20 protein-coding genes, 1 pseudogene and 1 riboswitch are annotated in these 22,560 nt (G+C 39.7%); of the genes and pseudogenes, 19 read left to right on the forward strand and 2 right to left on the reverse strand.

Features of this window, described 5'->3' with window-relative positions; genetic code table 11:
* Positions 1-347: 347 nt before the first annotated feature.
* The 12 genes and pseudogenes from G9371_RS09440 to G9371_RS09495 all read left to right on the forward strand — a co-directional run.
* Positions 348-686 (forward strand): annotated as a pseudogene (locus tag G9371_RS09440) (hypothetical protein); the annotation flags it as partial.
* A 373-nt stretch (positions 687-1,059) separates the two neighbouring features.
* Complete coding sequence (locus tag G9371_RS09445; protein ID WP_029424228.1) at positions 1,060-1,377, forward strand: hypothetical protein; 318 nt, start codon at positions 1,060-1,062, stop codon at positions 1,375-1,377.
* A gap of 282 nt (positions 1,378-1,659) precedes the next feature.
* The gene (gene mumR, locus G9371_RS09450; RefSeq protein WP_002058099.1) at positions 1,660-2,571 is read left to right on the forward strand and encodes a LysR family transcriptional regulator MumR; all 912 of its coding nucleotides are present in this window, start codon (positions 1,660-1,662) and stop codon (positions 2,569-2,571) included.
* Positions 2,572-2,916: 345 nt separating this feature from the next.
* Positions 2,917-4,170 (forward strand): NRAMP family divalent metal transporter, encoded by a 1,254-nt coding sequence (locus tag G9371_RS09455; protein WP_001987220.1) that lies wholly within the window; start codon positions 2,917-2,919, stop codon positions 4,168-4,170.
* A gap of 34 nt (positions 4,171-4,204) precedes the next feature.
* Positions 4,205-4,972 (forward strand): LamB/YcsF family protein, encoded by a 768-nt coding sequence (locus G9371_RS09460; RefSeq protein WP_029424227.1) that lies wholly within the window; start codon positions 4,205-4,207, stop codon positions 4,970-4,972.
* 11 nt (positions 4,973-4,983) lie between these two features.
* Positions 4,984-5,790 carry a putative hydro-lyase gene (locus tag G9371_RS09465; protein WP_000276200.1) on the forward strand — a complete coding sequence of 269 codons (807 nt, stop codon included), beginning with the start codon at positions 4,984-4,986 and terminating at the stop codon, positions 5,788-5,790.
* Between the two features lie 32 nt (positions 5,791-5,822).
* The gene (locus G9371_RS09470; protein WP_029424226.1) at positions 5,823-7,406 is read left to right on the forward strand and encodes an urea amidolyase family protein; all 1,584 of its coding nucleotides are present in this window, start codon (positions 5,823-5,825) and stop codon (positions 7,404-7,406) included.
* Complete coding sequence (locus G9371_RS09475; protein WP_032009273.1) at positions 7,406-9,124, forward strand: acetyl/propionyl/methylcrotonyl-CoA carboxylase subunit alpha; 1,719 nt, start codon at positions 7,406-7,408, stop codon at positions 9,122-9,124. The genes G9371_RS09470 and G9371_RS09475 overlap by 1 nt, the downstream gene beginning before the upstream one ends.
* 302 nt (positions 9,125-9,426) lie before the next feature.
* The gene (locus tag G9371_RS09480; protein WP_000698627.1) at positions 9,427-10,647 is read left to right on the forward strand and encodes a chloride channel protein; all 1,221 of its coding nucleotides are present in this window, start codon (positions 9,427-9,429) and stop codon (positions 10,645-10,647) included.
* Positions 10,648-10,792: 145 nt separating this feature from the next.
* Complete coding sequence (locus G9371_RS09485) at positions 10,793-11,749, forward strand: DUF4747 family protein (protein WP_000150388.1); 957 nt, start codon at positions 10,793-10,795, stop codon at positions 11,747-11,749.
* Positions 11,746-12,330, forward strand: a complete 585-nt coding sequence (locus G9371_RS09490) for a hypothetical protein (protein ID WP_050574848.1) — start codon at positions 11,746-11,748, stop codon at positions 12,328-12,330. The genes G9371_RS09485 and G9371_RS09490 overlap by 4 nt, the downstream gene beginning before the upstream one ends.
* Positions 12,331-12,980: 650 nt before the next feature.
* Positions 12,981-13,541, forward strand: coding sequence for a TetR/AcrR family transcriptional regulator (locus G9371_RS09495; protein WP_029424223.1), 561 nt, complete (start codon positions 12,981-12,983; stop codon positions 13,539-13,541).
* A gap of 59 nt (positions 13,542-13,600) precedes the next feature.
* On the opposite strand, the gene G9371_RS09500 is transcribed toward G9371_RS09495, so the two are convergent.
* Positions 13,601-14,032 (reverse strand): SRPBCC family protein, encoded by a 432-nt coding sequence (locus G9371_RS09500; RefSeq protein ID WP_000921218.1) that lies wholly within the window; start codon positions 14,030-14,032, stop codon positions 13,601-13,603.
* Between the two features lie 252 nt (positions 14,033-14,284).
* On the opposite strand from G9371_RS09500, the gene G9371_RS09505 reads away from it, so the two are divergent.
* The 4 genes from G9371_RS09505 to uca all read left to right on the forward strand — a co-directional run bounded on the left by G9371_RS09505 (position 14,285) and on the right by uca (position 20,781).
* Positions 14,285-15,448, forward strand: coding sequence for a zinc-dependent alcohol dehydrogenase (locus G9371_RS09505; RefSeq protein WP_029424222.1), 1,164 nt, complete (start codon positions 14,285-14,287; stop codon positions 15,446-15,448).
* A gap of 191 nt (positions 15,449-15,639) precedes the next feature.
* Positions 15,640-15,735: riboswitch (guanidine-I (ykkC/yxkD leader) on the forward strand.
* Positions 15,736-15,763: 28 nt separating this feature from the next.
* Positions 15,764-16,504 carry an urea amidolyase associated protein UAAP1 gene (locus tag G9371_RS09510; RefSeq protein WP_029424221.1) on the forward strand — a complete coding sequence of 247 codons (741 nt, stop codon included), beginning with the start codon at positions 15,764-15,766 and terminating at the stop codon, positions 16,502-16,504.
* A 15-nt stretch (positions 16,505-16,519) separates the two neighbouring features.
* A complete protein-coding gene (locus G9371_RS09515; RefSeq protein WP_000217385.1) occupies positions 16,520-17,173 on the forward strand; it encodes an urea amidolyase associated protein UAAP2 in 654 nt (217 codons plus the stop codon).
* Positions 17,174-17,175: 2 nt separating this feature from the next.
* Positions 17,176-20,781, forward strand: a complete 3,606-nt coding sequence (gene uca / locus G9371_RS09520) for an urea carboxylase (protein ID WP_029424220.1) — start codon at positions 17,176-17,178, stop codon at positions 20,779-20,781.
* Positions 20,782-20,819: 38 nt separating this feature from the next.
* Here the strand turns inward: uca and G9371_RS09525 are convergent, their stop codons facing one another.
* Entirely contained in the window at positions 20,820-21,356 is a 537-nt protein-coding gene (locus G9371_RS09525) for an NAD(P)H-dependent oxidoreductase (protein ID WP_029424219.1), read from the reverse strand.
* A gap of 92 nt (positions 21,357-21,448) precedes the next feature.
* On the opposite strand from G9371_RS09525, the gene G9371_RS09530 reads away from it, so the two are divergent.
* From G9371_RS09530 to G9371_RS09540, 3 genes are all read left to right on the forward strand, one after another.
* Positions 21,449-21,802, forward strand: a complete 354-nt coding sequence (locus G9371_RS09530) for a winged helix-turn-helix transcriptional regulator (RefSeq protein WP_000024061.1) — start codon at positions 21,449-21,451, stop codon at positions 21,800-21,802.
* 192 nt (positions 21,803-21,994) lie between these two features.
* Positions 21,995-22,120: a hypothetical protein gene (locus G9371_RS09535; RefSeq protein WP_004747688.1), complete on the forward strand. Its 126-nt coding sequence runs from the start codon at positions 21,995-21,997 to the stop codon at positions 22,118-22,120.
* A gap of 4 nt (positions 22,121-22,124) precedes the next feature.
* Positions 22,125-22,559: a CopG family ribbon-helix-helix protein gene (locus tag G9371_RS09540; RefSeq protein WP_005111339.1), complete on the forward strand. Its 435-nt coding sequence runs from the start codon at positions 22,125-22,127 to the stop codon at positions 22,557-22,559.
* The last annotated feature ends 1 nt before the right edge of the window (position 22,560 follow it).

The following is a 22,560-nucleotide window of genomic DNA, read 5'->3' on the forward strand; positions in this document are numbered from 1 at the left end:
TATATTGATGTTTATAACATCATTTGGGGAGCAAAATATCACTTATAAGTGTTGTTCAAATTTCCTGATCCACCTCTGAAGTGACCTTTTACCAATTGGATTGGGCTATAGTGAACATTTAACATATTTTATAGATCCATCATTTAAGTTCTATGGTGGTTATGATGACTATTTTTGCAAAATTGGGGATTCAGTTAATAGCTTTTTTAATAATATTTTTTATGAAAAAAACTTTATTCAATTGTAAGTAATTAAAAAATTAACAGTCAAATACTCTAAAGTTTTGACTGTTAATTAATGTATAATTGAAAAATATTTATAAATATTTTAACTAAGTTTTTGGTTTTGTGAATTTTTATACAATTTATCCGTCTGAGTATATTGATAGAGATTTTTCTTTTGATTTGAAAGGGAAGCAAGAAATTGCCATTAATTATTTTAAATTTGACCTAAGTAATCAATTTTTAAAAAAACTTAGAATAAATTTAGATTATGATAATATTTTTTCTGATCAATTAAATGAGATATTAGAGACAGATTTTTATTATTCATCTTCAGGAATTTTACTTTTTTCAAAAAGATTTTTTAATGAAATGAAGGAAGTTCTTGCAGACGAATGTGATTTCTATCAATGTTATGTGAGAAATCAAGAAGCAGATATTTACGCCATGTATATTAAAAGAAAAAATAATTTATTAGATGAAGATGACTTTATAAAAAATGATCTTGTAATAGATGACTTTTTTATTGTTAGAGATACTGATAAACCATATATCTACGTAGTGAGCAAAAAAATTGTAGATATTATTAATAAATTTAAATTCAAAATGAATTTCTTGGAATACTAAAAAATTAATAATCTTATGTTTTGTATGTTGAGTAGAAATAACAAGCATCTCAAACTTACAAAGAGCATGGTAATGTCTTTACGACAACTCAACTATCAATAAATCTGAAAGATTCTAACTTTTATGATCAAGAAAAAGTAGTTATCTTAGTTCTACTTGAGCACAAACTCTTAAAGTGCTCCTTTTTAGTTTGATTTTTTAGGTATTTAAAATGAATAAAATGCATGTAACTTTGGCTGTAGTGGTTGGTTTAATTATTGGTGGTGTAGTCGGTGCGATAGGTTACTCTAAAACGGCCGCACGTTATGATGTGATGACCACCGCATGTGTAATGGTGAATCAGGCAGTTGAACATGAAATCTTGAAGCCTGAACATGTGAAAGAGTTAGGTGAGCTCACAGGTCAAACCCTTAAAAAAGATTATGCTTCTGTTGCATCAAAATTTAAGTTTTCTGAAAAGCAATTAGGTAATGCTTCTGAAGGTTCAAATTGTAGTCAGTTTATTGTTGGTGTGAACGCAGCACAGTAACCACGTGTGATGTTATAAAAATTACCTTCAATTACTTTTAATTTATAACGATCAACCGTCCTTAAGGGCGGTTGATGCAATTTACAGTATTTTATATTTGTAGATTTTAGAAGAATGAAAACATTGAATACATTTAGCTTTAAGTAAGTTTCTATCAAAAGCTCAACGTTATTTTTTAAGTGAAATAAATCAAATTTAACTAAAAACGAATAAATGGGTAGCCTAACTCTGCTAAAAGCTTACATACTATAAAAGTAAAGGAATTTTAAGACAGGACGAAACGTGAATTTAAAGAATCTTGAAGCATTTTACTGGGTGGTGACTTTAAATAGCTTCAATAAGGCAGCAACTAAATTACAAACCACGCAGCCTGCGGTATCTCAAAAAATCACATCTCTTGAAAATGAATTAGGTTTTAAAGTTTTAGACCGGAGCTTGCGGCAGTTTAAACTGACCCATAAAGGCATGACATTATTTAAGTATGCTGAAAAGTTTATGCGTTTAGAAACTGATTTGGTTGCAGAGCTTACCGAAAATCAGCACCTGACCGGAACCATACGTTTAGGCGTTTCCGAAACCATTGTGTATACGTGGTTGGTTGAATATATCGAAAAAGTTCAACAGGAATTCCCAAAAGTTTCGGTTGAAATTGTGGTAGATCTGACCCCTAACTTGCAAGAAGGGGTACGTACAGGCGATTTGGACATGGCCTTTTTGCTTGGGCCAACTTTGGCTTTTGAATGTATTGAGCAGTCGCTTTGTAACTTTGAACTGAGTTTCTTGGCGGCACCATCTTTTAAAGGTGGAATTGGGCAAATGTCTTTTAAATCCTTAATGTCGCATACCATTTTAACCTATCCCAAAATTACCTATCCCTATAAAGAATTAAAGGCAAAAATGAAAGAAAAGGGGATTGATGAACCACTTTCTATTACCAGTTATTCTTTAGCGACGTTATTGCGTCTAGCTGAGCAAGGTTTGGGTATTGCGGTCGTGCCAACTTTAACGGCATTAAAGGAAATTACTGACGGACGATTGGAAATATTAAATACGCCCATCCGTTTAAAAACCTTTCATTTCACGTCAATTTATATTCATGGTAATGACGTTGCTTTGAAAGAAAAATTAACTGAAGTAGCGGTTCAGGTTTCAGAAAGTGCCATGAAAAGACTCAATGAACAAATTAAAAAATAAGATGTTTCTTGAATGCTTTTTATCCCTATTTTTTCTTATTAAAAAAAGCTGTTTTGTACGTAAAACGATAAAAGCAGCTTATGTACTTCAATAAGTAAAATTTATCCCACTCTTTCTTTTGAAAATAAGTTTATAAAAATCAAAAGTTTAAAATTTTAAATTTCTGTAAAAAGTCTTATTGTTCGTAGGGATTAGCTATGTTTTTATTTTAAACACAAGATTTGATCACCGATTGTGTTGATTGGGGAACAGGGAATCTTTGTCATTTAAAAGGATTAAAGAATATCGTTTGGGACAAAAAATGATGTTCTTGATTCAATTTGAAAATAGCGTTGTTAAGCTCAAATGGATGAGGAACGCATTAATATGTCTTTACTGAAATCTTCTTTTTTATCAGATCGCCAATGGGCCATTGTTGCCTCAATTTTTATGATGGCGACCTCTGCAATGGGGCCAGGATTTTTAACCCAAACTGCTGTATTTACAGTTAAGTTAGGTGCTGCATTTGGCTTTGCAATTTTAATTTCTATTTTGATTGATTATGTCGTCCAACAAAATATCTGGCGAGTGGTGACACTTACCCAGATGCGTGCATCTGATATTGCCAATAAAGCCTTACCGGGTAGTGGTTATTTACTGGCATTTCTGGTGATTTTAGGCGGGTTTTTCTTTAGTGTCGGTAATATTGCAGGTGCAGCTTTAGGTTTAAATGCACTTTTTGGCCTAGATACAAAGTGGGGCGGTATTTTAAGTGGCGCCTTAGCCATTTTGATTTTTGCCTCTAAAAAAGCCACGCTTGCCATGGATAAAAGCATGATCGTGTTGGGATTGCTTAAAATCTTGCTGATTATTATTGTGGCCGTCATTGTAATGCCTCCTGTTGGGCAAGCAGTTCAGCAAACCTTTGCTCCAGACCAAATCGACTTTGCCATTATTACTACGATTGTTGGTGGTACAGTTGGTGGTTATATCTGTTACGCCGGAGCACACCGTTTACTCGATAAAGGTGCTGTTGGACCTGAAAATATTAATGAAGTTGCCAAAGCTGCGACCAAGGGCATTGTTGTAGTCGGCATCATGCGTTATGTGTTGTTCTTAGCATTCTTAGGTGTGGTAGTAAGCGGTGCTCATATTGATTTAGCCAGTCACGATGCCAACCCGGCAGCCCAAGCATTCCAATATGCGGCAGGCACATTTGGTTTTAAATTATTTGGTTTAATTTTCTGGGCGGCGGGTATTAGTAGCACGATCGGCGCAGCATATACCTCAGTTTCATTCTTTACTGCATTTAAAAAGAACTTAACACCAAAACAGACCAACTATACAACCATTACCTTTATCGCATTGGCTTTATTGCTCTATGTGTTATTGGGTGCAACTCCGGCAGGTCTACTCATTTTCGTAGGTGGTTTTAACGGATTGGTGTTGCCAATTGGCCTTACAATTTTTGTGTATGTGGCTGCATGCCGTAAAGATTTAATGGGTAATTATAACTATCCAAAGTGGTTGCTTATTTTAGGTGGATTAACATGTCTGTTAACGTGGTGGATGGGTTATATGTCATTTACGACAGTGTTTAACTATTTGACCAAGCTTTAAGCCAGACTTTGTTAAGTGATAAAGGAATAATGCCATGTTTGTAGATTTAAATAGTGATTTGGGCGAAAGCTTTGGCTCATGGAAAATGGGTAATGATGACCAGATTTTACCTGTCGTGACCAGCGCTAACATTGCTTGTGGTTTTCATGCTGGTGATCCGCTCGGCATTTTAAAAACAGTTCGTAAAGCAGTTGAGCTTGGCGTGACCATTGGTGCTCATGTGTCTTACCCAGACCTTGTTGGATTTGGCCGTCGTAATATGGATTTGTCACGTGACGAACTGATTGCCGACGTGCTTTACCAAATTTCTGCGCTCGATGGTTTAGCGAAAGTAACTGGCTCAAAAGTGCAGTACGTTAAACCACACGGCGCTCTTTACAACACTATTGCCCATGATCAAGCTCAGGCAGCAGCAGTGATTGATGCCATTAAAATGTATAACCCTGAACTGGTTTTAGTGGCTTTGGCGGGTTCAAACTTAGTCGAACAAGCACGAGCTGCTGGTTTAAAAGTTGTGTCCGAAGCATTTGCAGACCGTGCTTATAACAGCGATGGTTCATTGGTGTCTCGCCGTCTAGAAGGTGCGGTTTTACACGACTCGGCATTTGTTGCGAGCCGTGTGGTGTCTATGCTTAAAAATGGTGGGGTCGAGTCAATTGATGGTGTATTTACCCCAATTCAGGCTGACACGATTTGCTTACACGGCGATACCGACGGTGCACTAGAAATGTCGGCTGCCATTAAAGCCGAGCTTGTAAAAAATAATATTGAAATCCGCCCGTTTGTAAATAAAGCATCATAAGGAAGAGCGCAATGTATAAGGATATTAAAGTCGACCCAGCTCAGCTTGAAGCCGCATTAGATGCACGTTTAAAAATCCGTGCTGGCTTTGATAAACCGACAGCAGGCATGGCTGCGGGCATGACGCAGGTCAACATGATTTCAGTGCCAAGAGATTGGGCATATGACTTTTTACTCTATGCACACCGTAACCCGCAAAGCTGCCCGGTGCTTGATGTGCTCGAAGAAGGTATTTATGCAACTAAGCTTGCAGCAGATTCAGACATTCGAACTGACTTTCCGCGGTATCGCATTTGGAAAGATGGGGAAATGGTCGATGAAGTGACCGATGCGAGAGAGATTTATAATGCTCATCCTGATTTGGTGACTTTTTTAATTGGTTGTAGTTTTTCGTTTGAAACAGCTTTGCAAGAAGCGGGTATTGAAGTTCGTCATATTCATGACGATACCAATGTGCCGATGTATCTAAGCAATATAAAGTGCGAACCGGCAGGGCGTATTTCAGGAAATATGGTGGTTTCCATGCGACCAATTCCATCTCATCAAATTAGTGAAGCGGTAAAAATTACAGCGCGTATGCCAAGTGTACATGGGGCACCTGTACATATTGGTCATCCTGAAAGTTTAGGCATTAAGGATGTAAATAAGCCTGACTTTGGTGATGCTTCTCGTATAGAAGCGGGTGAAATTCCAGTGTTTTGGGCTTGTGGGGTAACACCGCAAGCAGCAGTCATGAACTCGAAAATTCCTTTTGCCATTAGTCATGCTCCGGGTTACATGTTTATTACCGATATTCCTGACCGTGCTTGGATGGGCTAAATAGCTAAAGAAGAATTAAAAAGGATAAGCAAATGCGTTTTTTATCGGTAAACGCCGATTGTTTTCTGATTGAGCTTGCGAGCCTAGAAGACACATTGGCGTTGTACAATAAATTGCAAAATACGCAATTGAATGGAATTAAAGACTTAGTCCCCGCTGCAAAAACAATTTTGGTTTTTTTTAATGAGATCGAAACCAATTTTAAAACGCTAGTTGCTTCAATTCAGAGCCTCAAAATTGATTCTGGATTTGAGCGTAGCGGTCAAGAAGTGATTGTGCCGATTTGCTATAACGGCGAAGACCTTGCGCAAGTTGCCGAGTTGCAAGGGCTTTCCATTGCCGATGTGATTAGAAAACATCACCAGAGCGTGTGGAATGTGGCTTTTATTGGGTTTGCGCCGGGTTTTGCTTATATGAGCAGTCCCGATAAGCCTTTTACCGATATTCCACGCTTAACAGTTCCCCGTAAAAAAATACCGTCAGGCTCTTTGGGGTTGGCTGGAAAATACTCTGGCATTTACCCAAAAGACAGTCCGGGTGGTTGGCAGCTGATTGGTACAACAACAGAAAAAATGTGGGATTTAGAGCGTAAAAATCCTGCATTGCTGTTACCGGGCATGACTGTACATTTTGAAGATGTCACGCATAGCCCAACTACTGTGAATGTACCGCAGCAAATCACACGTAAGGCTGAGCCGAAGCAATCGGTGCCACTATTTACAATTACTGCGCCAAGTTTACAAATGCTTATTCAAGACGAAGGGCGTTTAAATCAGACCAATATTGGTGTTGGTGTGGCAGGTGCAATGGATTTATCTGCCATGCATAGTGCCAACCGTATTGTGGGTAACCCAACCGATACACCTGTCATTGAAGTTTTAAATGGCGGCCTAAAAGCCAAAATGCAGCATGCAGGCGTTATTGCGGTGGCAGGTGCAATCTCAAACATTCGTGTGAAATTTGCCGATGGTCAAACCGCAGACTTTGCAAGCTATCAACCGATTGATTTGGATGAAGGCGATGAATTTCACATTCAACCACCAACAGCAGGCTTAAGAAACTATTTGGCAGTTCATGGTGGTATAGACGTTGAACCAGTACTCAATAGTGCTTCGTTTGACAGCTTGGCGGTGTTAGGGCCAGAACCTTTAAAGCTTGGAGATACCATTTACCAAGGGAAGGTAAAGGCAGCCAATATTAGCGTAAATGAAGTGGGTAAAAGTGATTTGCCAAAAGCTGGCGAAGTCGTTGAGCTAGATATTGTGATGGGACCGCGCACAGACTGGTTCGAACAAGACAGTATTGAGCTGCTCTGTCAGCAAGAATGGCTGGTGACCAATGAAAGCAACCGAGTCGGGCTAAGACTTTCAGGTACACAGCCTTTAACTCGCAAAATTACCCATGAACTGGAAAGTGAAGGCACATGCATTGGCGCTTTGCAAATTCCACCGAGTGGTCAGCCCGTTTTGTTTATGAATGATCACCCTTTAACAGGCGGATATCCGGTCATTGCCTCTGTTGCTAAACACCATTGGGATTTGGTGGCACAGATTCCGGCAGGTTGCCGCATCAAATTTAAAAAAATTGCCGAATTTACAGATTTTGAGAATGAATGATGAATACAGAAAAATTATTGATTGCTAACCGTGGTGAAATTGCTGTTCGTATTATTCATGCTTGTCGTGATATGGGAATTTCTTCAGTCGCGTTATATGCAGATGACGATATTGGTAGCATGCACGTCGAACTTGCAGATGAAGCATGGGGCTTGGCTGGTGCGACTGCCAGTGAAACCTATTTAAATATTCCAGCCATTATTGAAGTTGCAAAAAAATCGAAAGCAACCATGGTTCATCCTGGTTATGGCTTTTTATCTGAACGTGCCGAATTTGCCCAAGCTGTGATTGATGCAGGTTTAAAATGGGTAGGGCCATCTCCAAGTGCCATTGAAAAACTAGGCGATAAAATCGAAGCACGTAAAATTGCAGCTTCGGTTGGTGCACCGTTGGTTCAGGGTACGCAAGATCCACTCGAAAATGCAGATGAAGCTTTAGAGTTTGCCAAACAATATGGTTTACCAATTGCCATTAAAGCCGCATTTGGTGGTGGTGGGCGTGGCTTAAAAGTTGCGTGGAAACTCGAAGAAGTGAAAGAGCTTTATGAGTCGGCAGTACGTGAAGCAAAAGCTGCCTTTGGCCGTGGTGAATGTTTTGTCGAGCAATATTTAGATAAACCGCGCCATGTAGAAGCGCAAGTAATAGCCGACCAACATGGCAATATTGTGATACTGGGTACACGTGATTGCTCGTTGCAACGCCGTAACCAGAAATTAGTTGAAGAAGCACCAGCACCTTTTATTAGCGATGAGATTTATCAGCAAATTTTAACCTCGGCAAAAAATATTTGTCAGGCAGCAAACTATGTGGGTGCGGGAACAGTTGAATATTTACTGAGTCGTGACGGCAAGCTTTCATTCTTGGAAGTAAACACACGCTTGCAAGTTGAACACCCAGTGACCGAAGAAACTTCCAAAGTCGATTTGGTCGTTGAGCAAATTCGCGTGGCACAAGGCCATGAGCTTTCTATTAAAGAAACACCAAAAGCACAAGGCCATGCGATAGAGTTCCGTATTAATGCCGAAGACCCAGCCCGTGGGTTTATTCCGGCCTTTGGTGTGTTGAGTTTGTTTGAAGCGCCGTTTGGTAACGGGGTACGCGTGGACACTGGCGTTCGCACGGGTTCATTAGTATCTAGCCACTTTGACTCACTCATGGCAAAACTGATTGTCAGTGGTCCAACCCGCGAAGTTGCAATTGCCCGTGCGAAACGTGCTTTGAAACAATTCAAAATTGAAGGCGTGGCGTCGGTTTTAGACTTCCACCGTGCGGTACTCAATGAACCTGGCTTTACCGATGAATTTAATGTACATACACGCTGGATCGAAAATGACTTTAAACAAGAGTTAAAGCCAACTAAACGCGGCATTCCAAACCATCAACAACCAATGCTGCTCAGCTACATTGAAATTGATGGCAAGTTACACCGTCTAGGTTTACCTGCGGGCATGTTTGCACAAGGGCCAGCAACCGCCGTTCAAGCCCAAACAGCCGAGCCAGAAGTCAGTGCCGAGCATTTACTTGCCCCAATTAATGGTGTGATTAGTGCTTGGAAAGTTGAAAATGGTGAGCAGGTCACCGAGGGGCAAGTGGTTGCCATTATGGAAGCCATGAAAATGGAAGTTCAGGTACTGGCACACCGCAGTGGCGTTATTCAGCTTAGTGCCGAGAAAGGCGCGACCTGTCATGCAGAAACTGCTATTGCGAGTATTCACTAAGCTTTGAACTGTTTTAAATTGATTGAGTCTTAGTTCGCTACGACTCAACATAACCTTTATCTATCAAATCAGTGAGGCATTTTTTCGAGGTTGGCGTTAACGAATTTCATCTTGAAAAAATACAGTGATTATGAGATACTTGTCACAGTTTAGTGATACTAAAAATTAATCACTGTATTGAAAGCTCGCATATGCGGGCTTTAATTTTTAGCCCAGTTTAAGCATTTCTCACTTAATGAGCTGGCAGCATAAAAACAATTTGAGAATTTGGCACTCACTCAAAGGCGAATTGAAGAAAGCGAATGAAAATTCTACCTTCATCTGAATATGATCAAATTCTAAAATACAGTGTCTACTGGCTCGTCATTTCGATTGTGATTGGAGTCGTTGCAGGGTTGGCATCGACCTTAATTTTTGTGGCTTTTGATATTTCAAATAAAGTGAGAAGCCTGCATCACTGGCTTATTTATTTCTTGCCTTTTGTGGGTTTTGGTATTGGTTATCTCATTAAAAAATATGGTTCGCCCATTGAACGCGGAACTCATTTACTGATTGATGAAATTCACCAACCCAAGTCGTTTATTCCAAAACGAATGAGCCCTATCATTTTTATCACCTCAATTTTAACGCAGTTGTTTGGTGGTTCGGCAGGGCGTGAGGCGCCAGCAGTTCAACTTTCGGGTGCTTTAATTGACCACCTTAGCCATATATTAAAAATCTCGGAAGATAATCGAAAAATTTGCTTAATCGCCAGTATTGGCGCGGGATTTGCGGGGGTATTTGGCTTGCCTCTGGCAGGTGCAATCTATGGTTTAGAAATTACTGCCTTAGGTAATTTAAGATACTCAGCCATTTTTCCATGTTTTGTGTCGGCGCTGATTGCTTCGGCCATCCCTGAGCTATTCGAAATTGTTCATCCGCATGTTTTTTATGTAATTAGCGAGTTTCCAGCCATTCATTTTGGAACGCTCATGAGCCTGATTGCGGCAGGGTTGATCTTTGGTTTAGTTGCGCGTTTCTTTATTGCAGCTATTCATTTTGCGAGTGACGTCTTTTATAAATATGTTCGGTATTTGCCTTTAAGAACGATGGCGGGTGGTATTGTCATTATGCTACTCACTTTGTTCACTGCGCATCAGCAATACAATGGCTTGGGTACAGATAAAATCATTTCATCTTTTTATGTGCCGATTGAGTTTTACGACTTTTTTAACAAGACCATTTTTACCGCCATTACTTTAGGTTCAGGTTTTAAAGGTGGTGAAATTACGCCGTTGTTTTATGTGGGTGCGACATTAGGGAATGCTTTAGGGGCGGTTTTAAACCTGCCTATTTCATTGCTTGCAGGCTTAGGGTTGGTCAGTCTTTTTTCAGGCGCGAGTAAGGCACCGTTAACATCTATTATTTTAGCTGTTGAGCTATTTGGAATGAATGTTGCCACTTACGCCATTATTACCTGTTTGTTGGCAGCGCTATTTTCTGGGAATTGTGGGTTGTATCGCCGTAAAAAGTTGATGGATTAATAAGGGGTTTTGATTAGTTGAATGACGATAACGTTATTTTAATTTGGTAAAAAATATATTAAATGGTTAAATATATATTGCCTAATTTTATATTTTAATTGAATATATACTTTAATTTTTTTTTACAACACTCAAATTACTTAACATGACCATTGCTATAGATAATGCTATTAAGACCCATATTTATTCAGGTGTAAATATACGTTTACATCCACATACTGGTCCTGAATTATATATTAAACTATTTAATTTTATTAAAAAGCAACGTTTCGCGGTACCAACTGGATATAAAAATAATTTTATATCATTACAGCAAGTTTCTTATATTCCATTGGATGGTAAGTCTTTAGAAAATGGATTTATGGGGGCATTTATACGCTATACCGATCTATTTCAAGCTAAATGGGTAAATGAAAATACTGGTGAATATACAGATAGAGAAGAGCTTAAGGGGCTAATTAAAATTCCCGCTAATCTAAAAGCTGATGGTGTAATTTTCGAATTTGTTTTTTACCCAATGAGTCATACATTGATTGTTCAGATTGATAATAAAAATTCAACTACTACACCAAATACCATATTAAAATTTTTTGAGAGTGTATTTAAATCTCCTGAATTCATTAAAAATTTTAAATCTGGTGAAGTACATACTTTAAAAGAGCCGAAGGGCGTTGTAAGTATTATAAATAATAAGCGACTTAAATCAATTGAGTTTGATATTGCTAGGCCGAACCCTGATGACTTGAATGCTATATTGCAAAGAAAGGTACTAAAGTCATTAGATGATCAAAATGCTAAAAACTTAAAAGTTTCAATGGATGCTCAACAAGGCAAATACTTAAAATTAGATAAGAAAAGTCAAGCTTTAGCTTGGGTTGCAGCAGAAAATGGATCTATTTTAGCTGTCGAGAGTGATCAGAATGATAGAACGCATGTAATTAGCACAGCTAATATTTCATTAGAACAGAAAATCCCTTTACCTAAATCATTATCTTTAAGTCAGAAGTGGATAAAAGTTACACAAATAATAAAGGAAAAAATAGCTTCTGCTAAAAAAGAGTTAGAAAATAGTAAAAAAGAAACTAAAGAATTAGATACATGAAGGAAACTTTTATAAAGCAATATTGGAAAGCATATGGAGGATGGGTAGCTTTATTCCGTTCTCCTTATATGTGGATAGCTTTTATTGTAAGTTTGATGAATTATCAATTCAGCCAAAATGAAAATTGGATTGATACCCCTTTAGCTATTCTACCTAATTTATTAGGATTCACCTTAGGTGGCTATTCTATTTGGCTAGCTTTAGGGAATACATCTTTAAATGAGATATTAGCAGAAAAAGAGAGAGATGAGGATATACCTTCTGAATTTATGGTTGTGAATGCTTCTTTTGTTCACTTTATATTTTTACAGGTTCTATGCTTATTTTTATTAATTTTTATAAAAACTACAGTATTAAAAGAAACAATTATCTTTTCTATTTGGGGTTGTTATTCTCCTGTAGTCAGTAGCGTACTTGGGCTTGCTAATTTCTTTAATTGGTTTACTTTCTTTTTATTTCTTTATTCAATTCTCTCGATGTTGGGAGCTTTATTCGCATTACTTAATATTGCCTCTGTATTAGATATTTTATATAGACACAGTGCTGAAAAAAAACACCAAGAAAAAAAAGATAACGAATAAAGGGTTTCTAAAACTCCTCAACCAATCTTTATCCAATAAAAAGCCATTACAATTTAGTAATGGTTTTTTAATTTCCCCAACCGCTCTACTTTAATACAAATGTCATTTCTTACGCTTGACGCCAACAATAGCGAATACTATCCTTTGCCTGCTGGCCTACATTGCCAGTCGGTTTTAGCAGACCGTTTTCATCTAGAACATCAAAAAAGTAATTTTTTGGTGGTGAACTCGTTCGTCCCCCTTCGTAGCGGTAGGACGGAGGAGGGACGCCTTCGGGCGTGCCAGTTCCTAGATGACTGGTCTGCTAACCCTTCTTCGTTCTGCCACCATAATCATTTAGCAGTGATCTGGTAGAACTTCTATTTCATCTAGGAGTCCGCTATGCGTACTAATTCTTCTCAATTTTTGGCCTTTGCCAAAATCTCTCTATTTATACCGTTTAAATACTCTATAAATTGGTTTAACCGACTCTAGGTTTTTACACCTAAACATCGTTACGACTAAAAAATCATAGCAACAATAAACCCGAGATAGGCGAGCACATCTTTATTGTGCGGCTTTTGCATGCCTGTATTTAGCACTCAATTTAAGAGTGACGGCATTTCTATCTCTTTTATATACAACAAAAAATTATTTTAAACGGTATAACTATGCCAAATTTAGAAGCTTCATTTAGAGCACTTAGAGTGCTTCATACAGCAAAAGATTTATTTAACCAATGTGGATTTCATAAAGTCGGTATTGACCGAATTATTGCCGAATCTAAGGTGACCAAAGCCACGTTTTATAACCATTTTCATTCAAAAGAAAGGCTCATTGAAATGTGTTTAACCTTTCAAAAAGATGGGTTAAAAGAAGAAGTATTTTCTATTATTCATTCTTATCGTGAACTTATGGTGTTTGATAAGCTGAGAAAAATATTTTATCTCCATGCCAACCTCGAAGGGCTGTACCCTTTGCCTTTTAAGGCCATTTTTGAAATTGAAAAGTTTTATCCCACTGCCTATAAAGTGGTGGTTGATTATAGAAACTGGTTAGTGACTCAAATACATGGCCTACTTTTAACCGTCAAACCCACAGCTTTAATGGAAGATGCTCACATGTTTTTGTTTGTGATTGATGGGGCAATGGTTCAGTTGTTAAGTGCCAATAGCGTAGATGAATGGGATAAATTATTAGATTATTTTTTAAGAAAACTTTCTGAGTATTAAGTCTAGAAACACTAAAATAAAAAGCCCATCACTGGGCTTTTTTAGTGAGTATAGGGCTATTAAAACTTAAGTTTTTTAAGGCCACGGCTTACGCCATTTTGTAAAGCCGCTTTAATAATTGGACCAATAAAAGGAACGCGACCTTTAAAGCTAATGGTGTAATTTAAACGAGTTCGGTTATTTCCCAAGTCAGTAAATTGCATCACACCACGGTGTGCCTTAATTGGGCTAATGCCGCTTGTAATTGCGTACTCGATCAGTTCATTTTCCTTGTAGACTAAATTTGTTTCAACAAATGAAGGTGTAAACGGAATAGACATCTTGCGTGCAGAGCCAACGCCGTTACGTGCATCCTTTCCATTACTAATGCGAGTGACTTTAGCAGGGGCAAAAAGTTTACTTAGGTTTTCGTGTTCACTTAAGGCTGCAAAGACCTTGTCTACGGGTGCATCAAATTCTTGTATGATGTTGATTTTTTGAGTTTTTAACATCTTGTTCCCTCTAAAGTAAATTTGACATGAGTAATTGTCAGAATTTGGATATTAGCATGCTTTTCACTAGGCTGGAATTCTAGTTCGTCGGCGTGATTTCATCTCTATATTGCACGTTTTTTGTTAGGAGTGGAGTCTTAATTCATTTGCATTTGAGCAATATGCCTTACGTGAAAAATAACAATCGTTGCAAACCGTAAAGAAAGCCTCCTCATAATCAAATGACAATTATAGGAAATAGAGGAATAACAAATGCGCGCTCTTACTTACCACGGTGCAGAAGACGTTCGAGTAGAAACGGTTGCAGACCCGATTATTCAAGAACCAGATGACATTATTTTACGTGTGACTGCCACAGCGATATGTGGTTCCGACTTACATTTATATCGAGGCAAAATCCCAAAGACTGAACATGGCGATATCTTTGGGCATGAGTTTATGGGCATTGTTGAAGAGGTCGGTCCAGCCGTCACCGCAGTCAAAAAGGGCGACCGTGTGATTGTGCCATTTGTGATTGCGTGTGGTGAATGTTTCTTTTGCCAACTCGACCTGACTGCTGCATGTGAGACCACCAATACAGGGCGCGGCGCGATTATCAATAAAAAACAGATTCCACCAGGTGCAGCTTTATTTGGCTATAGTCATCTTTACGGCGGTGTACTGGGCGGGCAAGCAGAATATGTTCGCGTGCCAAAAGCCAATAAAGGACCTTTTAAAGTACCCGGCTCACTGTCAGATGAAAAAGTACTTTTCTTGACCGATATTTTACCTACGGCTTGGCAGGCAGTGAATAATGCCCAAGTGACGCGTGGTTCAACAGTCGCAATTTATGGTGCTGGTCCAGTCGGGCTATTAAGTGCTGCTTGTGCCAAGATGCTTGGGGCTGAAAAAATATTTATGGTCGATCACAATGAATATCGATTGAACTATGCGGCGGCAACTTATGACGCTATTCCGGTTAATTTTGATCAAGTCGATGCAGCCGAATTTATTATTCAAAATACGGACAATTACCGCGGTGTCGATGCGGTGATTGATGCGATTGGTTTTGAGGCAAAAGGCAGTGTTATTGAAACAGTCCTGACCAATTTAAAACTTGAAGGTTCAAGTGGCGCAGCACTTCGTCAATGTATAGCCGCGGTTCGCCGTGGTGGTGTGGTGAGTGTACCGGGCGTATATGCAGGTCCAATTCATGGTTTCTTATTTGGTGATGCTTTTGATAAAGGCTTAACTTTTAAAATGGGCCAAACTCATGTACATCAATATTTGCCACAACTCTTAGAATTGATTGAGTGTGGCGAATTAACACCTGAAACGATTATTACCCACCGAATGAAATTAGAAGACGCCGCAGAAGGTTATCGCATTTTTAATGAAAGAGAAGAGGACTGCCGTAAGGTGATTCTGCTTCCTTAAAAATCTCAGCCTTATAATTTCACTCTAGAGCCTCTTAATAAAAGGGGCTTTTTTTATTTTCAAGATGCACAATTTTTAGTGCAGCTTTTTATTTTCCATTCTAAAGCGCACCCAATTTGCTCAAATTAAGTATTACTTTTCACCAAAATCGTAATACTAAACTGGCATGTCCTTTGCATAGTCTTTAACAATCAAAAGTGATCTAGGGTTCCGATACTTACAGTATGTCTGGACCGAGAGTTCACGGTTCCGAGCGAACTACACGGAGGGATAAAAGCCCGGGAGGAAGTCTAAAACTATCCGACAGGAGTGGCTATGAACACTGCAAGTTATCATAACAATCAGGCGATTTGGACCGAACTTTTACCCGGAGGACATCACTGGTCGGGTCGTATTCAAAAGGGAACTATTCTTAGATTTACTTCGCTTGGCGCTCAGGCAAATGTTTCTTTGTTTTGTGTAAATGCTGCCGATGTGCTTGAACGTTTCAACATGCCCGACAGTTTAAAAGGGCAACACACTGCCTATTTAAAAGCTTCCAACGTATTGTACTCGGACCTTGGCCGAGTCATGGCTTCCATTGTTCGTGATGATCATGGTTGGAATGATGCACTTTGTGGCCCAAGCCGACCAGAACAAATTGAAAGGCAATTTGGGATACGTACATTTCAAGATGCCCGCAATGATATGTACCAAAACGGCTTAGACAGCTTACTCATTGAAATGTGTAAATACGGGCTTGCCACTCAAGACCTGAGTGCCACGGTTAACCTATTTTCTAAAGTTGCACCAGATGAAAACGGTGCTTTGTCTTATGTCAGTTCTGATAACACCAATCAATGCATTGAACTGCGTTTTGAAATGGACTGCCTATTATTTTTATCTGCTGCGCCGCATGGTTTAGACACTAGCCCAAGCTATCAACCTGCCGATATTCAACTCAGTTTATTTAAAGCCCATTCTCTAACAGACAGCGATATTTGTCGTGATGCATGTTCGCAAAATCAGCGCGCGTTTCAAAACACAGCCCGCTACTACGCACTTAGCAATATTTAAATCAGGAGAAGCATCATGACAGTTTTACAATCATTTGAAAAAGCAGTTTTAAATGAAGTTTGTCCTGCTGGCGAAGCGTGGATGTGTGAGGTTAAAAAGGGCCAATATTTTCGAATTATTGACCTTGAGGGAAACCAAGCAGTCGATACTTTATTTATGAGTGCAGAAAACCCGACTGAGCGTTATAGCGCAATGGATACTTTGGCTATTAACCAACAAATCTATTTAGAAAAGGGCACCAAGCTCTACAGTAATTTGGGCCGTCCAATTGCCGTCATTCATGATGATAACTGCGGGCGCCATGACACCATTGGCGGTGCTTGCTCATGTGAAAGTAATACAGTTCGCTATGCACATGAAACCTACCCAATGCATAGTTGCCGTAATAACTTTATGTATGCCTTGGCAAAACACCCGATTGCAAAAAAGCATGGCTTAAATGTCCGTCACATCGGCCCAAACATTAACTTTTTTATGAATGTGCCAGTAACGCCAGACGGCCAGCTTAAATTTGATGATGGAATTTCAGGGCCGGGGAAATACGTCGAAGTTCGGGCGGAAATGGATTTGATTGTTTTAATTTCAAATTGTCCGCAGCTCAATAACCCATGTAATGCCTATAACCCAACCAAAATTCAACTGGTTGTCCGTGAAGCGGAAGGGGTTTAAGCATGTTTAAAAAAGTTCTGATTGCTAACCGCGGTGCAATTGCCTGTCGCGTAATTCGCACCCTAAAAAAACTCGGAATCGCTTCGGTTGCAGTTTACTCCGAAGCCGACCGTGACTCGTTACATGTGACTTTGGCCGATGAAGCTTTCTTGATTGGTCCGGCACCTGCCCATCAAAGTTATTTAAATATTGAAAAGATCCTTGAAGTAGCAAAACATTCGGGAGCAGAAGCCATTCACCCCGGTTATGGTTTTTTGTCTGAAAATGCCGAGTTTTGTGATTTGTGCGAAAGCCAAGGAATTGCCTTTATTGGGCCAACTTCAAGCCAAATGCTGGATTTTGGTTTAAAACATACTGCACGTGAACTCGCTATTAAAAGCAATGTGCCTTTACTTCCGGGTAGCTCATTACTTTCCGATGAGGCCGAGGCTTTGACCGAAGCTGCCCGTATTGGCTATCCAGTCATGCTGAAAAGTACCGCGGGCGGTGGTGGTATTGGTATGCGTCTGGTCTGGAATGAAACTGAATTAAAAGATGCCTACCAAACCGTATCTTATTTAGCGCAGGTCAATTTTAAAGATGCAGGTTTATATTTAGAAAAATTTGTACAACATGCACGTCACATCGAAGTACAAATTTTTGGTGATGGGAAAGGGCAAGTTTTAGCGTTGGGTGAGCGTGATTGCTCGGTGCAACGCCGTAATCAGAAAGTCATTGAAGAAACACCCGCACCACACTTGAATGAACAGCAACGCGACCACCTTCAAAAAGTTGCGGTTCAACTCATGCAGTCGGTGAACTACCGTTCAGCAGGCACGGTTGAGTTTGTCATGGACACCGAAACGCAAGAATTTTATTTCTTAGAGGTCAACACGCGTTTGCAAGTTGAACACGGCGTGACCGAGCAAGTGTTTGGTGTCGACTTAGTTGAATGGATGGTTACTTTGGCAAGCGGTGACTGGTCAGTACCCACAGAAAAGTTAGAGCCAACAGGGCATTCTATTCAAGTTCGTCTTTATGCCGAAGATCCGATTAAACAGTTCCAGCCGAGTGCAGGCCTGCTTACACACGTTAAATTTGACCCGCAAGCACGAGTCGAAACATGGGTTGAAACAGGTTCAACGGTGTCGTCTTTTTATGACCCAATGATTGCCAAAATTATTGTAACTGCTGCAACACGGGACCAAGCCATACAGGCAATGAGCGCTAGTCTTGCCAACACGCAAGTCGCAGGCATTGAAACCAATCTGGAATATTTGCAAAACATTATTGCTTGCAATGTGTTTGCTTTAGGTACTCAAACCACTCGATTTTTAAATACGTTTGAATGGAAAACTCAGAAAATTGAGGTGTTGCAGGCTGGCATTCAAACTGCCATTCAAGACGTAACAGGCCGACTAGGTTATTGGGATGTTGGGGTGTCACCATCAGGTGCCATCGATCCACTCAGTTTAACTGTGGCAAACCAGCTTTTAGCCAATGAGCCAAATACCGCAGGGCTTGAATGTACCTTGCAAGGGCCAACTTTAAAGTTTCACTGCGACAGCCAAATTGTGATTACGGGCGGTGACATGCCTTCAAAACTTGATGGCGAACTTGTGCCGATGTGGCAAACCATAAATGTGAAAAAAGGCCAGATTTTAAAATGTGGGATTATCCGTTCAGGTTGCCGTAGCTATATAGGCGTGAAAGGTGGCTTTGAGGTTCCTGACTATTTAGGGTCACAGGCGACTTTTACTTTGGGGCAGTTTGGTGGGCACGCAGGCCGTAATTTATTAATTGGTGATATGCTGCCGATTACTGAATATTCCGCTCAATCGACTACAGCTTTAGCTCAAGCGCAAATTCCTAGCTTTACCCAAAACTGGGAAATTGCCGTCATGTATGGCCCACATGGCGCACCAGATTTTTTTACCAAACAAGATATTGATACCTTCTTTGCCAATGAGTTTGAAATTCACTACAACTCAAGCCGGACAGGCATTCGTTTAATTGGCCCAAAACCAGAGTGGGCACGTGAAGATGGCGGTGAGGCAGGCTTACATCCTTCCAATATTCACGACAACGCTTATGCGATTGGCGCAATTGATTTTACTGGCGATATGCCAATTATTTTGGGTCCAGATGGTCCAAGCTTAGGCGGCTTTGTTTGTCCTGCGGTAGTCATTCATTCCGAGCTTTGGAAAATCGGGCAGCTAAAAGCAGGCGATAAGGTCAAATTTGTACCCGTAAGTTATGCGCAAGCAAAAGCACTCGATCAAAAATATCATCAAAGTTTAACCGCGACTGATATAACGCTGATCGATTTTAATCCACCTATTCAAGCAGAACCAGACACTTTAAAAGATGCCGTTTTAGCTACTTTAGACGGTGAAGCTGACTTACCAAGCGTGACCTATCGACCAGCAGGAAATAGCTATTTGTTGGTGGAATATGGCGAGTTAGTACTCGACCTAAATTTACGTTTTCGTATTCATGCACTCATGCAATGGGTCAAAGATCAAAACATTCAGGGTATTATTGACTTAACACCAGGTATTCGTTCACTACAAATTCATTTTGATTCAATCCAGCTCGATCAACTTGAGCTTTTACAGAAACTTCAACAGGCAGAAGCCGAATTACCCGATATTCAAAATATGCAGGTGCCTTCACGGACTGTCTATTTGCCTTTGGCTTGGGAAGATTCACAAACTCAACTTGCTACCGAACGCTACACACAAATTGTTCGTCCAGATGCGCCATGGTGCCCAGATAACGTCGAGTTTATACGCCGTATTAATGGCTTAGCTTCAAAGCAAGCGGTTAAAGATGTGGTCTATAGTGCAAACTATTTGGTGATGGGTTTAGGCGATGTGTATTTAGGTGCACCCGTTGCAACGCCACTCGATCCACGCCAACGTTTAGTCACCACAAAATATAACCCTGCGCGAACTTGGACACCAGAAAATGCCGTGGGTATCGGCGGTGCCTATATGTGTGTCTACGGTATGGAAGGGCCGGGCGGCTATCAATTTGTTGGTCGCACGACCCAAATGTGGAGCCGTTACCGTAAAAATGCCGACTTCGAAGATGGCAAACCGTGGTTACTGCGCTTTTTTGACCAAGTTAAGTTTTATGAAGTTTCTGAGACTGAACTTCTGCAAATGCGTGAAGACTTTAAGGCGGGGCGTCTACAACTTCGTATTGAAGATGGTGTGCTTAACTTAAAAGAATACAACGAGTTTTTAAAAACACATCAAGACAGCATTCAAGCCTTTAAAGACATGCAACAAGCTAACTTTGAGGCTGAGCGCCGCCGTTGGCACGAAGCAGGTTTGCAAGAATATATTTCTGAAAGCCTAGATGCTGTTGATGAAGGTGAAACCGTGGTTATTCCTGAAGGAGGCTGTGCAGTCGAATCACACATGCCGGGTTCAATCTGGAAAATTGAATGTGCATCAGGAGATATTGTTGAAGAAGGTGCAACCCTTGCAGTAATTGAAGCAATGAAAATTGAAATTCCGATTATTGCGCCGGAACGCATGAAAGTAGAAACCATTACCATTGAAAAAGGGCAAACCGTAAAAACAGGACAAGTGCTATTTACTTTGGCACCAGTCGCTTAAACCAAAAGAGAGCATCGATATTGATGCTTTCTTTTTTATTATGCTTCGGTCAAATGTTTTAATACTTTATGGCCATGTTCAACAGCTTCTAATTTAATTTTCGACTCTGGGTTACCCGATAAAGGCGATACGTCATAAAGCAAAAATGTGCCGCTTAACTGCATGTGCGTATATTGAATTGAATGTTGAACTGATTTTAAAAAGCTATCGATTAAGTTTTCTTGGTCGTTCACCATGTTCGCTTCTTTTTGCCCGACCGTCATACTAATAATGACTTTTTTATCTTTTAATTTGTCGCCCTGAGAGCCATAAGCAAACTGATAAGTAAAAACTTCATCAAACCATAGCTTCAAAATTGCGGGCATATTAAACCAGAACATTGGATATTGCAGAATGATAGTGTCGTGGCGTAACAACGCTTCTTGTTCAGCGCTGACGTCAATTTTATAGTCCGGATAAAGCTGGAAAATATCTCGCACTTCAAGGTCCGGATAGGTTTTTACGAGTTCATTCACAATCGTTTTATTTGCAATTGATTGAGCGTAGTAGGGATGAGCTAAAATCAGTAAAGCCATGAGAGTGCCTTTAAACTATAAAAATAATAGTCACTATAATTTTTATAGTATGGGTGTACAATAACTATCAAAGTTGATAGGTGGCGTTAAAAATGGCAAATACTGAAAATAAATGTGAAATCACCATGAATGGAAAAACGTATCCATGTCATATCAGTATGGCTATGGACTTGGTGGGTGGAAAATGGAAAGGCGTTATTTTGTATTATCTAAAAGATGGGCCAAAACGCTTTAATGAAATCAATCAATTAATGCCAACAATCACAGAAATGACCTTAAGCCTTCAACTTAAACAATTAGAGCAAAGTGGCTTAATATCTCGAACCGTTTATGGTGAAAAAGCACCGATTAAAGTGGTTTATGAAATGACCGAATTAGGCCAATCTTTTAAACCTGTTTTAGAGTCTTTATCGGTATGGGCACATACAATGATTAATCAGTCATAAGATGAAAAATTAACTTTTTTAAAAATATGAATATTAGCTCCATCCCTGTGCATGGGGCTTTTTTTTGCCCAAAAATCACTCACAAATTTCTGCCACACCTATCAAAACCACCCTTAAAAACTGGCACATTTTCTGCATCTCTTATCAGTAATACAAAAACTGAATTTGGTAATACCAAGCTAGAGGTGTGATATGAACGATGTAAAACCCGTGGTTCAACCAAAGCAAACTTTAAAAGCCTTTTTAGTCCAGTTGCTTAGCGTACGCGCAGGCGTCTATATCAAGCAAAACAATCAGCCGCCTAAAACAAAAGGATAAGACTGTGGCAAAACAAAAGCTTGCTCGAATCAGTATTACCGTACCTGAAACGACACTTAATGCACTCGATCAAAAAATTGTCGAGCAGAACTATGAAAGTCGCTCGCAAGCCATTGTCGACATGATTAATAAACACCTGATTGCAGAGCAAGAACAGGCCAATGAAGTCATGGTGGGCACCCTGACGCTACTTTATGACGCTAGCCAAATGACCTTACGCAATCAATTGGTCGATTTACAACAACAGTTTTTAGCACAGGTAATTAGTTCACTTCATATTCAGCTCGACCAACAAAAGATATTGCAAGTCATGTTAATGCAGGGCGCGAGTTCTGAGCTTAGACAAATTAGCCAGCAATTTATTGTGCTGAAAGGGGTAATCAAAGGACATCTAGAACTGATGGATGCCGTCATGCCGCCTATACAGCAAAATGACTAAA

Origin of the sequence: Acinetobacter sp. EKM10A, from assembly GCF_011075215.1 — a bacterium.
Lineage (GTDB): Bacteria > Pseudomonadota > Gammaproteobacteria > Pseudomonadales > Moraxellaceae > Acinetobacter > Acinetobacter baumannii.